Genomic DNA, 14,066 nt, shown 5'->3' on the forward strand with positions numbered 1-14,066 from the left:
CCTCGTTCCTAAATTCGCGACTGCGGCTGTGAGGCGTAGCTCGCGTGCCTTTGACGATACGGCGATGTCTCCGCCGACACGTGTGGAGCCACACGCAACGGCTTGACCAAGAGCTGGCGTTATTCGCTGAAGGCTCTCTAGGGCTAGCGGCTTGCTTCTGCACCATTCTGGCGGAATCAATCGGCCAGGGGCACGAAATCGCGCGAATACCTGTCGGGGGACAACAGTCCGTGTTCTTCCGAACGCGCCCGCGACGCCGCAAGAACACGGAAATCCTCGCCTGTCAGGGCTGGAATCCCCGCATGCTCGGGTTTCGAGGCCCTGCCCAGCCCTCGTCCCCACCCTGGGAGACGCCCCTAAACGCAGGTTACCGCTATCTGGATGTGAAGTGCCTCGGCTGCGACACGCATCAGACGGTACCGCTTGATATTGTCCGGCGGCCGAAAACCTTCACGTCTACGAGCTGGAGCGCTACATGCGCTTCCGGCAGTGCTCCGAGCGCCAGGGACGGCCAAAGTGCAGCCATCTGGTGGCCTTGGCCGCGTCAACCGCCGCACGGGAACCATAAGCCCGGAAATGAATCGTGCCTGCAGATCCTCAATCTGGAGGACTGCAATGCGATACGTTGCGTACGCGGTTGATTTGTCGGGTGTTGCTCGCGCGGTTTACGAGATCAATTGCTCAACCGACGACGACGCCGAAGCTCAAGCCAAAAAGTTCTTAGAGGCTCATCCTGCTGTTGAAGTATGGGATGGTCCTCGCCGAGTTGCACGGCTAGTGCGTGAGAGCTGTCGAGGCGGACAGCAAGAGTGATCCGCCACTCGCTGTCGTGGGTGAGCGTGATGCAATTAGTCGCACAACACGACGAACTGTGCCCGCCGGGCACCCGATCGACGACCTCAGTGTTTAGCCAGGGGGAACCTCGGGCTTCGAGCTACGAAGATCTCGAGCACGAGCGCTGCATCCATTTCCGGTTAGGGTCAGATGCGTCCTTTTGACCAGCAGTCGGGCGCTTTCGGTTTACCCGCGACTCCGGACATCTCGCCGCGATGCACCAACGGAAGCGATGGGCCATCAAGCGACATCGTCAAGTCGAGGCTATCAATTGAACCCGCGAGCGTAGGCCGGCGCCGCAGGGCGCGCGGCGCGGTGATATGTGCTAAGCTCTGGCCGGTTAAGCATCGAGAGAGGATTGTGACGCGACGCGAGTTCATCGCACTCGTCAGCAGCGCGGCGGCAATCCGACCGCTCGGCGCGCGCGCAGGGCGCCCGCCAGAACGTGTCCTCTATTTCACATACTCGGCCGGCTATCGGCACGACGTCATACCACTTTCCGAAGCAATCCTGACGCAGCTTGGAAGGAATTCCGGCGCCTTTGAAGTCATCGCAACTGAAGACTTGTCTGAATTTTTGACCGGAAACCTCGAGCGGTACGCCGCTGTGATGTTCTACACCAGCGGAGAAATTCCGATGAGCTGCGCCCAAAAGATAGCACTTCTCAACTTTGTGCGCTCGGGCCGTGGCTTTCTCGGCGTTCACTCGGCCACCGACACATTCTACACTTGGCCAGATTATCTCGATCTGATCGGCGGCTACTTCAACGGTCATCCCTGGCATCAGGGTGTGACCATCGAGGTGGCTGATGTTGCGGATCCACTGGTGGCGTTTCTGGGGAATTCGTTGCAGTTGAACGATGAAATCTACCAGATTAGCGACTTCGACTATCGTGGATCACGCGTGCTCCTGCGCCTCGACCAAAGCTCGGTGGACCTCAATAAGGCCGGTGTGCATCAACGCTTCTATGGTTGGCCGCTCGCCTGGAAACGATTTTACGGCGAGGGGCGAGTATTCTATTCGGCGCTTGGCCATGAGGCGTCGGTCTGGCAGGACCCGCGTTGTCAGAAAATCCTCACTAAGGCTATCCTCTGGTCTACGAGAAGGTCGGCCTAGTGCAACCGGATTGCTAAGCCGCTTGCGCCTTTCCTACAGGCAAATATTGTGGCGGCTATCGACAATGCCGCTCGCCTGGATCGAGACTGGCTGTCGCCCGCCATGACCTATTCTCGGAAGTACCCGACGCTGCAAAGAATTGGAAGACAAGAACAAGGCCATCGCCCGCTCAGTGCTGGATATCACTTCGGATTGGGGCACAACGCGAAGAACTCAGGTTGAGCAAATCTGATCCGCTCGGCGCAATTAGCGGACCTACGCCAGACGAGGCGCAACTTCACGAATGGGTCAAGAGGAGACATTCTACCTTTGCCTGTATCCGTCTTGCTGCTACCCTCTGAATGGATTGCGACGAACGAAACCGGGGAGGTCTTCCATACAGCCGGTCACCCGCTACGCAAAGAGCGGCGACGTTCACGTCGCCTACCAGGTATTCGGCGAAGGGCCGATCAATTTGATTCTTGCCCCATATTTTGTATCGAACATTGAGGTGTACTGGGAGCACCCCGCGGTCGCTCGATGGCTGTTGGGGTTGGTATCCTTTGCTCGGGGCGGCGCGTGCACGGTTCGGCGGCAACGGTCTGCCGGTCGCCATCATCATGACGCATGCTCATTTCGACCATGTCGGTGCGCTCAAGACCTTGGCCGGCGAATGGGACGTGCCGGTCTATCGGCCGAACATTATTATCTCGAGGGCATTTCGCTTCCGGCGCCCCACTTCCAGCGCCGCCTTCATCGGTGGCGCAGCAATGGCCAGATCGTAGAAGCCGAGGGAGGCTTGTGGAGCTTGCGCACCATGCCATCTGCATAGCCCCGATCGTTTCATAGGGCGCTCCCCGACGGCGCCATGCGACGAGCACTCCGAGCAGGAACGCCACGGCGAGTAATCGGAGCGGCGCCGCCGCTGTGATCCGGCGCACTCGTCGGACAGGCGCGCCGTAGCCGATCGCGCGTCGAACGACGGCTCACCCGCCCCTGCGCCATGAGATGAGGCCTTGTCCGCGGCTATAATCATTCTCGAGGCCGAATGCTTCGGTCATCGCTGAGGCGTCTGCCACGTCCACCGGTTGGTCTCCTTGGCATCGTACGTATTTTCACAGGCAACGCAGCTCTCGGATTGAGCGCGGCCCTCATGGAACCTCAACGGGGCAGCACCATTATTTCCAAATTGGCGTCGTATGGGGAAACTCGTCTTAAGCGTTGTGGTAGTCAGCCTCGCGATCGTTCTCGCGTTCGCGGTCTACGTTATCACGCTGTGAAGGAGCGGCGCTCAAGGTCGGCCGCTCAAATGAAGGGCTTGCCTCCAGTAACTGCCAAAGTTGCACCCGAGGTATAGCTCGAGAGCGGATCCGCGAGCATGACGTATGCCGTCGCAAGCTCGGCCGGTTGGCCGGCGCGCTGCATCGGCACTTGCTTGCCGAAGTTCTTCACAGATTCCTCCGGCATCGTCGACGGAATGAGCGGCGTCCAGATCGGACCGGGCGCCACCGCATTGACGCGAATGCCTTTCGCAGCCAGCATCTGCGCGAGCCCGCCCGTGAAGTTCTGGATGGCGCCCTTGGTGGTGGCGTAGGCGAGCAAGCTCGGGTTCGGCGTGTCGGAGTTCACCGAGGCGGTGTTCACGATTGCAGCTCCCGGCCGCATGTGCGGCACAGCCGCCTTGGCCAAGTAGAACATCGCATGGATGTTCACCGCGAACGTCATCTGCCACTCCTCGTCGCTGATGTCGGCAATGTCCTCGAACATCGCCTGGTGAGCCGCATTGTTGACCAGAATGTCGATCCCGCCGAGTTCATCGACAGCGCGTTGCACGACGGCAAGACAATGATCGGGACGACTGATATCGCCGGCAATCAGGACGACCTTGTGGCCTTCACGCTCAATCAGCGCCTTGACCTCGGCAGCATCATCGTCCTCGTTCAAGTAGGCGATGACGAGATCCGCTCCCTCCCGGGCGTAAGCAATCGCAACGGCACGGCCAATGCCGCTATCGCCGCCGGTGATGATCGCCTTCTTGCCGGCGAGGCGGCCCGAGCCCTTGTAGCTCTCCTCGCCGTGGTCTGGCCGCGGATTCATCGCGCCGGTCGAGCCAGGCATCGGCTGTTGCTGACTCGGAAACGGCGGCTTGGGATATTCGGTCATGGAGCAGCTCCGGAACTCTGCTCCGCTAACTGTGCTCCACCGGAAGTGTTCCTAGCGGATCCGTCACCGGACCAGCCCGCTCAAAGCGTGGACGACAGGCTGTAGCGGCCCGTTCAGTCAAGATCGACCGTGGCGAGTGTCACCGGCAGCTTGAAGCGCCGCGGGCCGACGCTCCCTGGATTGAGAGAAAGGACGCCATCGTCTTGACGCTCACCTTGTGCGAGTGGCCATAGATCACCGCATCAACGTTGTTGGGGGCCAGTCTATCCTCAAGCTCCGCCACATCGTGCAGGATGTAGAAGCAGTGCCGGCCGATCTGCACTGTTTGCGTCGCGGGATAGACGCTTGCCCAATCGCCGATATCGACATTGCCACGGATCGCGGTGACGGGCGCAATCCGGCGAAGCCGATCGATGATGTCGACAGCCCCTATATCGCCGGCGGGATGATGTGCACAACGCCGGCCAGACAACGCTCCGCCTCTGGCCGCATCAGGCCGTGCGTATGGGAAATGACTCCAATCCTAGCCATGTCACTCTCGGACCAGTACGAACTCGTTGGGGTCGCATTTTAGGAACGACAATAAAAGGCCCGCATTGCCTGCTTATTAGCAGGAGCACGCACATGGGCAACACTGGAGTTGGAATGCTTTTGGGAGATACTTCCGTGAAAGCATGGTATCTTCTGTTGCTGGGCGTCGTCGTCCTCGGCATCGCGATTTGGTACGGCCTCAGACGATCAGGCCATTTGCGGCGCAGCGAGCGAGCCCAACTCGACCGGAATACGGAAGCTGCCCAGCGCCGGGACGACCCGCAAAAGCCGGTCGTGAGGTGATGGAGCCGAACACGATGGTGAGTTCAACAGATGCTTGAAGACCTTCGCGCGATCGCCCAGCCGGGCGCAATCCTTGCTGTCGTCATCGTCCTGCTGCTGATGGCTGCAGCCGATGCGGCCATCGTCGTCACCACCAAGGGCTGGCCGTTTTAGTCCGGTCACATGGACAATGTTGGACAGGTATTCTTTAAAGGTTGCGCGCCTCTCCTGCGGACCGCCATCGGCACGACGGCTACCTACGTAGCGCTGGTTGTCCTGCTCCGCATCGCCGGTCCTCGAACGCTCGCCAAATGGTCTGCGTTCGATCTGATGGTCACAGTTGCGCTCGGCTCCGCATTTTGCCAATGGCGTCCTCTCAGGCAGTATCAGCGTGGCGCAGTCGTTGGTCGGGTTCGTCATCCCGATCGGGCTGCAATTCATCATCGCATTTTTAGTGGCGCACCGGAGCAGCTTGCGAGTGGTCGTCAATCCGCAGACCGCGCTTCTGCTTCACAACGGGTAGTTTGCGCACGACGCCACGCGGCGCCAGCGCGTGGCGGAGGCCGATGTGCGTGCTGCAATCCGACATCAAGGCATTGACTGCATTGAGAATGATGGCGCGGTCGTGCTTGAGGCGGACTGCACTTTCAGCGTCACAAGCAGCTCGGCCCAGGCGCCTCCGCGCTCGCCGACGTCCCCGAGCTTGGCGGCTCCAATTCAGCAAACCGACACACACACATGAATAGGAACCTTCATACGATTGACCGGTTCCGCCTCCCACAGGGGAGCACGGCGAACATCGATGCCTGTCCGAATGCGAACGGCCCTGGTGCCATTTGTGACACTGCCGCTGGCTGCCTGCGCCGGGCGGCAGTCCGCGCTCGACCCCCATGGAATTCAGTCCGATCAAATCCTTCGCACCCTCTTCGTCTTTCTGATGATCGCGGCAATCGTCTGGCTCGCCGTCGTGATTGTGCTCGGCATTGGTCTGTTGCGTCGAAAGCGCGCCGCCGAACGGCCGCTCGCGCTGCACTTGCCGTTCGAGCAAGCCACTGGTCGCGTCGTGCTGGGATTAGGACTCGCGACCCTCGTGATCGTGCTCGGGCTCTCGATCGTCAGCTATGCCGGTCAGCGCACCGTGTTCGCCAAGGACGACAGTGCCCTCACACTCAAGATCATCGGCCATCAATGGTGGTGGGAGGTGCATTATGAAGGTGATAGCCCAGACCGGAGCTTCGTGACCGCCAACGAGATCCGGATTCCCACCGGTCAGCCGGTGAAAGTGGAGCTGGAATCCGCCGATGTGATCCATAGCTTCTGGGTCCCGAGCCTGACCGGGAAGATGGACCTGGTCACCGGGCAGGCCAACGAGCTTGAATTCACGGCTAAAAATGCTGGCGTCTACCGCGGACAGTGCGCCGAGTTCTGCGGACTTCAGCACGCCCATATGGCGTTCGCCGTGCTCGCATTGCCGCCGGACGAATTCGGCCGCTGGCGGGATCACGAAAACCAGAGCGCCAATAGTCCCACGGACCAGCTTGGCAAGCAGGGCGAGCAGCTATTTCGCGCGAGGGGCTGCGCACTCTGCCACAATATTCGCGGAACGCTGGCCGGCGGGCAGCTGGGGCCCGATCTGACACATGTCGGTAGTCGCACGACTGTCGCGGCCGGGACGCTGCCGATGGCGCCGGCGACGCTCGGCGCTTGGATTGCCGATCCCCAGCACATCAAGCCCGGCAATTTCATGCCGAAGATGCCGGTGCAATCGGACGAACTCATCGCAATTCTGCACTATCTGGAGCAGCTCAAGTGAGCATGGCAGCTGACGAACGCGAATTGCGGGACGACGCGCTGAACGGCTTGCAGCTGTCGACACGGCTCGAAACTGTCTGGCGTACGCCTTCCGGACTCCTCGGCGCGCTGATGTCCGTCGACCACAAAGTCATAGGTCGCCGCTACATCGCGACTGCATTCGCGTTCCTGACACTCGGCGGCATCCTTGCAGTGTTGATGCGCATTCAGCTGGCGAGGCCGGAACAAACGTTCCTGTCACCAGACAAGTACAACCAGATCTTCACGATGCATGGCTCGACGATGATGTTCCTGTTCGCCGTGCCCGTCATGGAGGCATTCGCTGTTTACCTCGTGCCGCTCATGGTGGGCACGCGCAACATCGCCTTTCCCCGCCTGAACGCCTTCAGCTACTGGATGTATCTCTTCGGCGGCTGCTTCCTCTGGATCTCTTTCCTAGTCAATACCGGACCGGATGTCGGCTGGTTTGCCTATGTCCCGCTCTCGTCCCTGCAATACACGCCGACGAAACGGCCCGATGTCTGGGCGCAGATGATCACTTTCACAGAGGTCGCGGCGCTGGCGGTTTCCGTGGAAATCGTCGTCACCGTCTTCAAGCTGCGCGCCCCCGGTATGACGCTCGATCGCATTCCGCTGTTCGTCTGGGCGATGCTCGTCTCGAGCTTCCTAGTGATGTTCGCGATGCCATCGATCATGGTCGCGTCGACGTCGCTGATCCTTGATCGCCTCGTCAATACCCGTTTCTACGACCCCTCCTCCGGCGGACATCCGCTGCTCTGGCAGCACCTGTTCTGGTTCTTCGGTCACCCCGAGGTCTACATCATCTTCATTCCCGGCACGGGCATGGTCTCGGCGATCCTCGGAACGTTCTGCCGGCGCCCCGTGATCGGCTATCCCGTCGTCATTCTTTCACTGATCGCGACCGGATTTCTCTCGTTCGGTCTGTGGGTCCACCATATGTTCGTGACCGGCCTGCCGCAGCTCGGCGCCGGCCTGTTCACGGCCTCCAGCATGCTGATCGCGGTGCCGAGCGGGCTGCAAATTTTCTGCTGGCTGGCGACGCTTTGGGACGGCCGCCCAGTCTACCGAACGCCGCTATTGTTCGTGCTCGGCTTCCTGGTGATCTTCGTGCTAGGTGGCCTGTCCGGCGTCATGGTCGCATCGGTGCCGATCGATACCCAGGTGCACGACACCTATTTCGTGGTCGCGCACTTCCATTATGTTCTGATCGGGGGCGCGGTCTTCCCTCTCATCGGAGCCGTCTATTACTGGTTCCCGAAAATCGCCGGCCGTATGATGAGCGAGCGGCTCGGCCGCTGGAATTTCTGGTTCGCCTTTGTTGGCTTCAATGTCGCGTTCTTTCCGATGCACATCCTCGGGCTGATCGGAATGCCGCGACGTGTTTATACCTATACTGCCGACATGGACTGGGCCCATCTGAATCTTCTGTCCAGCGGCGGCGCCGTGATTTTCGCGATCAGCTTTGCGCTGCTGCTCGTCAACGTGATCTCCAGCCTTCGCAGCGGCGCCCTTGCGGGCGATAACCCCTGGGACGCTTCGACGCTGGAATGGGCGACCTCCTCACCTCCACCGCCGCACAATTTCGATCGTATTCCCGTCGTCAAGCACCGCGATCCCCTATGGTTCGACAGCGACAGTCTTCCCGTCGTCGCCGGGCTCAGCGTCGAGCGACGCGAAGTCTTGTTGACATCGCTCGCGGAGGCCGACCCTCAGACCCGCGAGGCTTCGCCTGAGTCGAGTGTTTGGCCGCTCATCACGGCGATTGCGACAACCATTTTCTTTATCGGTTCGATCTTCACACCTTGGGCTGTGCTCTGGGGCACCCCTCCGATGGCCGTCGCTCTGATCGGCTGGTTCTGGCCGACCGGCAGCAAGGAGGACGAGGAGTGAGACAAACCATCGTCCGCAACGTCGCCGAACTGCCAACCTATGGCTACGGCCCGAAAAGTGGCCCATGGTGGGGCGCCATGGGTTTCATGGCGCTTGAGGGTATGGGATTCGCCATTGCGATCGGTACATACCTTTATCTCTATGCCGTAAATTCCGATTGGCCGATCGGTGCCGCGCCTCCGGATCTTTGGCCGGGCACGGTCGAGGTCGCAATTTACCTGTTGAGCATCATCCCGAACGAGATGACCAATCGCGTTGCGCACCGGCAGGACCTCACGAAAGTGCGCATTGGCCTCATTGTGATGTCGCTGATCGGCATCGTTCTGCTGGTCCTCCGCGGCTTTGAATTCGCGCATCTCAACACGCGTTGGGACAACTCTGCCTACGGATCGATCGTCTGGCTCATCCTCGGACTCCATACGACGCATCTCGCCACCGATCTCGGCGACACGGTGGTGTTGACGGTGCTGATGTTCACCCGTCACGCCAGGCCGCGCCGGTTCAGCGACGTCACCGACAACGTATTCTACTGGAATTTTGTCGTGCTGGCCTGGCTGCCGCTTTACGCTTTGCTCGACTGGGTGCCGCGCCTATGACGGCCAACGATACCCATACAAGACTGCTCTACTGGGCCGGGGTCGCGCTCGGTCCGCTTGCCTGGGGGATTAACCTGCAAGGCGTCTACGCGTTCGCGCACTTCTCCTGCGAGACGACGCGCGTGAGTGGCACTATCATGGGGGCGGCACTGGCTATCGTCGCCCTCGTCGGCACCGCGATATCCGCACGCGCCGTTCGTCGCGGCGCCGGCGCCGAATGGGCCGATGCGCAGGGCGGGGGTCCCCGGACGTTCATGGCGTGGCTAGGAGTCGGCAGCGGCGTCCTGTTCGCGCTCGTGATCGCAAACCAGCTTGCGGCTTCGTTGATGATCAGCCCATGCCAGCGCTGAGCCTGCTCGCGCTTCTTCTCGCCCTGCTTGTACGGCCGGCGATGGCCCATGGCATCTCGCAGGTCGATCCGGGATCGTTATGGAGCTTCGATCCCTGGCTTTTAAGCCCGCTCTACGTCGTCGGCATCGGCTTCTACGGGGGAACGCAGCGGCTCTGGCACCATGCCGGCGGCGGACGCGGTGTCAGCTTCGCCCAGGTCGCTGCATTCTGGACGGGATGGCTGATCGTGGCACTCGCGCTGACCTCACCCCTGCATTGGCTCGGCGAGCGCCTGTTCACCGCCCACATGGTCGAGCACGAGCTGCTCATGGTCGTGGGCGCGCCTTTGATGGCCTTTGCCCGCATCAATGGGCCGATGATGTGGAGCTTGCCGGCTGCGCTTCGTCCCGCGGCAGGTCGATGCTTGAACCTGCCGATCGTGGCACGGCCATGGGCGCTGATCAGCCACCCTATCAGCGCGACGGCTCTCCACGGTCTCGCGCTGTGGATCTGGCATGCGCCGCCACTCTATGCCTGGGCCCTGCAAAACACCGGCATCCACCGCCTGCAGCACATCAGCTTCTTTGCAACCGCATTGTTGTTCTGGTGGGTGCTGCTGCATGGCCGCGGGGCCGGTCGCAGCGTACGGCTTCGTGACGGTATCGCAATTGTCTGCCTGTTCGTCACCGTAATGCACTCCGGTGTGCTCGGCGCGCTGCTCACTCTGTCGACCCGCCTGTGGATTCCATCCCAAGACGTCTTTGCAGATGAATTCGGACTGACGCCGCTCGAGGACCAGCAACTCGCCGGCATGCTGATGTGGATGCCCATGGGCATTCTCTACACCGGCGCGGCGCTATTCTTCGCCTATCGCTGGTTGACCTCGATGGAGGAGCATTCCCGCTTGCGTCCCATCCGGGCCGATTGATCTAGCTCGGCCTCTTCATAGGAACCGCGTGATGCAACCGACGTTCGCCTGCTATAAACAATTTCTGCGGAGCGCCTATGGCTAAACATTCTGCTCTGGCAATCGCAGCCGTCATGGCGGCAACATGTTCGATTTCGGCCACCGCGTTCGCGCAGGATCAGCCCCAAGCGGCGGCAGCCCCACTAATGGCGGCCTCGACAACAACGAATGGGCTGCGGTCGTGAACCGACAGGGCATCGTCTGCGCCGTCGCCTTTAGCGGCGGCAAGGTCGACGATCAATGGCTCGGCAGCCGAGCAATCGCGGCCGAAAAGGCAAACACGGCCAACGCCTTCAGCTTGAAAAGCACGGCGATGGCGACAGCCAACCTCTATGCCGGCGCCCAGCCCGGTGGATTCCTGTTCGGCGCGGGGTTGAGTAATCCACCATCCCCTGAAGCGATCTATGCTGGCACGCCGGACCAATTTGGGACCGATCATGATCCCATGGTCGGCAAGCCCGTCGGCGGAGTGATCGTCTTCGGCGGCGGGCTTGCGCTCTATGACGACAAGGGCATCGCCGGCGCGCTGGGTGTCAGCGGCGACAGCTCTTGCGCCGATCACAATGTCGCCTGGCGGGTCCGACACCAGCTCGGACTTGATCGTGTGCCGGCGGGGGTCAGCCCAAACATGAAGGATGCGATCATCTATGACATGGGCCCCGACGGCAAAAGCCCATCCGGATTTGGTCATCCCAAGTGCAATGGCAAGGAAGATCAGATCGGAGTCGATCTGGGCGCTGCTGTCTCGGGCAACGTCGTGCGGTAGCACAGACGCTCCCAAGCAGCGTTAGGAACCAAGCACAGGCGCGAGGTTTGTACGTGCGCAAAGCGGCCTGCAACGCAGCACGGCCTAGTCAACGCCGTGGAGAATTCACCTATGTTAATCCCTCGCGTCGGGCGGCGATTGCGCCGAGCGTTTAGCGCGCTTTGCACCTGCAGCGTGTTGCTATCACCCGCCTTTGCCCAAAGCGATCTTGCCGCAAGGATGAAGGACCCCGGTCAATGGCCAATGGCTGCCCGCGACTACGCCAATACGCGCTACAGCGATCTTGACCAGATCAACGCGAGCAACGCCGCGCATTTGGAGCTTGCGTGGACGTTCTCGATCGGAGCCGACCGCGGCCAGGAAGCCGCCCCGCTCATCATTGATGGCATGATGTATGTGGTCGGCCCCTATGCTGGCCCCTACCCCAATCGCGTCTTTGCGCTGGATGCCACCACGGGCGAGATTAAATGGTCCTACGCACCGAAGCCCGAGCCCGCAGCGGCAGGGGTTGCTTGTTGTGACGTCGTCAGTCGCGGACTCGCATTTGACAACGGCAAGATCTTCCTGAACACGCTCGACAACCATTCCGCCGCGATCGATGCCAAGACTGGCAAGGAACTCTGGCATACGAAACTTGGCGAGATCAACAAGGGCGAGACCATCACAATGGCGCCCGTCGTTGTGAGGGGTAAAGTTCTCATCGGGAACAGCGGGGGCGAACTTGGCGTGCGCGGCTGGGTCACCGCGCTCGATGAAAACACCGGGGCGATCGCCTGGCGCGCCTATGCGACGGGTCCTGACACGGATGTGTTGATTGGCGACGACTTCAAGCCGTTTTACGACAGTCTCAAAGGCAAGGATCTCGGCGTGAAGAGCTGGCCCGCCGATCGCTGGCAGGTCGGCGGCGGCACCATGTGGGGATGGATCTCCTACGACCCCGATCTCAACTTGATTTATTACGGTACCGCCAACCCAAGTCCCTGGAATGCAAACCAGCGCAGCGGCGACAATCTCTGGAGCACAACCATTTTTGCCCGCGATCCGGACACAGGCTACGCCAAATGGGCCTACCAGGTGAATCCGCACGATCTCTTCGACCATGACGAAATTAACGAGAATGTGCTGGTCGACCTCGAGCTCGGAGGCAAGCTCCGCAAGGTCCTGATCCATCCCGGGCGCAATGGCTACATGTATGTCATCGACCGCGCCACCGGCGAAGTGATCTCGGCGGACGCCTTCGACTTCGTCAATGCCTACAAGGGCGTCGACTTGAAGACGGGAAAGATCATTCCGAACGAAGAGAAAACGACGCTGCTCGGCAAGACCATCGAAAATATCTGTCCGAGCGCTCCCGGCGCCAAGGACTGGCAGCCGTCAGCGTGGTCGCCGCGCACCAAGTTGCTTTACGTGCCGCATCAGCATCTCTGCATGAACTTCAAGGCCTATCAGGTCGGTTACATCGCCGGAACGCCCTATGTCGGCGCCGACGTCGACATGTATGCCGGCCCCGGCGGTTATCGCGGCGAGTTCATGGCGTGGGATCCGATCGCGCGGAAGAAGGTCTGGGAAATCCACGAAAAGCTTCCAGTCTGGAGCGGGGCACTCGTAACGGCCGGCGATGTCGCGTTCTACGGAACCATGGATCGTCTGTTCAAGGCGGTGGATGCAAAGAATGGGCACGTGCTCTGGCAATTCCGTGCCGGCTCCGGCTTCATCGGCCAGCCGATCTCCTACCGCGGCTCGGACGGACAACAATACATCGCGATCCTGTCGGGTGTGGGCGGCTGGCCCGGTGTGGTGGCCAACGCGGAGATCGATCCACGCGTGCGCAATGGCGCACTCGGCTTTACAGGTGCGACGCAGGACCTGCCGTTCTACACCACCGGCGGCAGCGAACTGCTGGTGTTCAGGCTTGGCGCCACTGGTCAGGATAACGGTCATGCGCCTGCGCAGTGATTGTGCCGCCATCACCCTTGGCTGTCTGATCGGGCTCGCTTCTCCCGCAATCGCCGCGCCAGATGGCGAACTTCGCGTTTGCGCTGATCCGAACAATCTGCCGTTTTCCAACAGCGCGGAAGCAGGGTTCGAAAACAAGCTCGCGACGATGATCGCGCAGTCCTTTGGAAAGCAGGTCGTCTACACTTGGTGGGTACAGCGCCGTGGATTTGTCCGCAACACCCTGAGGGCCGAAAAGTGCGACGTCGTGATGGGCGTGCCTGCCGGCTACGATCTGGTGGAGACCACCAAGCCGTATTATCGCTCCACCTATGTCTTCGTAACCCGGCAGGATCAGAATCTCGATCTGTCCTCCCTGCTTGACCCGCGCCTGCATCATCTTGTCATCGGCGTACATCTCGTCGGCGACGACGGCAATAATCCACCACCGGCAGAGGCGCTTGGTGAGCAAGGCATCGTGGACAACGTCCGAGGCTACTCAATCTATGGCGATTACCGCCAAGCTGACCCGCCCGCACGCTTGATCGAGGCAGTCGAGCACGGCGAAATCGACGTCGCCGCCGCATGGGGGCCGCTGGGCGGCTACTTCGCTCAGCATTCGCCAGTGCCTCTCACGGTCACCCCAGTGCAGGACGGCGAACGCTTCGCGCCCCAGCAATTCCAGTTCGCCATCGCGATGGGCGTGCGCAAGGGCGACCACGCCCTGCGTGACCGATTGAACTCCTTCATCGATGAGCATCGGTCCGACATCATCTCGCTGCTTCGCAGTTACGGCGTGCCCCTCGTCGAACTCCCGGCAACCGCTTCCGGAGGACATCAGTGA

General features: G+C 60.9%; 13 protein-coding genes and 1 pseudogene. 11 read left to right on the forward strand and 3 right to left on the reverse strand.

Features of this window, described 5'->3' with window-relative positions; all coding sequences use genetic code 11:
• Positions 1–210: 210 nt before the first annotated feature.
• The 3 genes and pseudogenes from BRAGE_RS57265 (at position 211) to BRAGE_RS58090 (ending at position 2,714) form a co-directional block, all read left to right on the forward strand.
• Positions 211–568, forward strand: a pseudogene (locus BRAGE_RS57265) (hypothetical protein).
• A gap of 626 nt (positions 569–1,194) precedes the next feature.
• Positions 1,195–1,950, forward strand: a complete 756-nt coding sequence (locus tag BRAGE_RS0134220) for a ThuA domain-containing protein (protein ID WP_027561286.1) — start codon at positions 1,195–1,197, stop codon at positions 1,948–1,950.
• Between the two features lie 542 nt (positions 1,951–2,492).
• A complete protein-coding gene (locus BRAGE_RS58090; protein ID WP_027561287.1) occupies positions 2,493–2,714 on the forward strand; it encodes an MBL fold metallo-hydrolase in 222 nt (73 codons plus the stop codon).
• Between the two features lie 520 nt (positions 2,715–3,234).
• Here the strand turns inward: BRAGE_RS58090 and BRAGE_RS0134235 are convergent.
• The 3 genes from BRAGE_RS0134235 to BRAGE_RS55265 form a co-directional block, all read right to left on the reverse strand.
• Positions 3,235–4,092: a glucose 1-dehydrogenase gene (locus BRAGE_RS0134235; RefSeq protein ID WP_027561288.1), complete on the reverse strand. Its 858-nt coding sequence runs from the start codon at positions 4,090–4,092 to the stop codon at positions 3,235–3,237.
• 139 nt (positions 4,093–4,231) lie between these two features.
• Positions 4,232–4,564 carry a metallophosphoesterase family protein gene (locus tag BRAGE_RS53665; RefSeq protein WP_322596936.1) on the reverse strand — a complete coding sequence of 111 codons (333 nt, stop codon included), beginning with the start codon at positions 4,562–4,564 and terminating at the stop codon, positions 4,232–4,234.
• A gap of 266 nt (positions 4,565–4,830) precedes the next feature.
• On the reverse strand, positions 4,831–5,325 hold the full coding sequence (locus BRAGE_RS55265) for a hypothetical protein (RefSeq protein WP_156950897.1): 495 nt from the start codon (positions 5,323–5,325) through the stop codon (positions 4,831–4,833).
• 418 nt (positions 5,326–5,743) lie between these two features.
• On the opposite strand from BRAGE_RS55265, the gene coxB reads away from it, so the two are divergent.
• From coxB to BRAGE_RS0134295, 8 genes are all read left to right on the forward strand, one after another.
• On the forward strand, positions 5,744–6,718 hold the full coding sequence (gene coxB / locus BRAGE_RS0134260) for a cytochrome c oxidase subunit II (protein WP_231164202.1): 975 nt from the start codon (positions 5,744–5,746) through the stop codon (positions 6,716–6,718).
• A 2-nt stretch (positions 6,719–6,720) separates the two neighbouring features.
• Positions 6,721–8,628 carry a cytochrome c oxidase subunit I gene (ctaD, locus tag BRAGE_RS0134265; protein WP_035730388.1) on the forward strand — a complete coding sequence of 636 codons (1,908 nt, stop codon included), beginning with the start codon at positions 6,721–6,723 and terminating at the stop codon, positions 8,626–8,628.
• A complete protein-coding gene (locus BRAGE_RS0134270) occupies positions 8,625–9,224 on the forward strand; it encodes a cytochrome c oxidase subunit 3 (RefSeq protein ID WP_027561294.1) in 600 nt (199 codons plus the stop codon). The genes ctaD and BRAGE_RS0134270 overlap by 4 nt, the downstream gene beginning before the upstream one ends.
• Positions 9,221–9,574 (forward strand): hypothetical protein, encoded by a 354-nt coding sequence (locus tag BRAGE_RS0134275; RefSeq protein ID WP_027561295.1) that lies wholly within the window; start codon positions 9,221–9,223, stop codon positions 9,572–9,574. Before BRAGE_RS0134270 ends, BRAGE_RS0134275 begins: the two co-directional genes overlap by 4 nt.
• Positions 9,562–10,482 (forward strand): cytochrome c oxidase assembly protein, encoded by a 921-nt coding sequence (locus BRAGE_RS0134280; RefSeq protein ID WP_027561296.1) that lies wholly within the window; start codon positions 9,562–9,564, stop codon positions 10,480–10,482. Before BRAGE_RS0134275 ends, BRAGE_RS0134280 begins: the two co-directional genes overlap by 13 nt.
• A gap of 124 nt (positions 10,483–10,606) precedes the next feature.
• Positions 10,607–11,287 carry a heme-binding protein gene (locus BRAGE_RS50625; protein WP_231164201.1) on the forward strand — a complete coding sequence of 227 codons (681 nt, stop codon included), beginning with the start codon at positions 10,607–10,609 and terminating at the stop codon, positions 11,285–11,287.
• A gap of 111 nt (positions 11,288–11,398) precedes the next feature.
• Complete coding sequence (locus BRAGE_RS0134290) at positions 11,399–13,243, forward strand: methanol/ethanol family PQQ-dependent dehydrogenase (protein ID WP_027561297.1); 1,845 nt, start codon at positions 11,399–11,401, stop codon at positions 13,241–13,243.
• Positions 13,227–14,066: a substrate-binding domain-containing protein gene (locus BRAGE_RS0134295; protein ID WP_027561298.1), complete on the forward strand. Its 840-nt coding sequence runs from the start codon at positions 13,227–13,229 to the stop codon at positions 14,064–14,066. Before BRAGE_RS0134290 ends, BRAGE_RS0134295 begins: the two co-directional genes overlap by 17 nt.

This window comes from Bradyrhizobium genosp. SA-4 str. CB756, assembly GCF_000473125.1.
GTDB lineage: Bacteria > Pseudomonadota > Alphaproteobacteria > Rhizobiales > Xanthobacteraceae > Bradyrhizobium > Bradyrhizobium arachidis.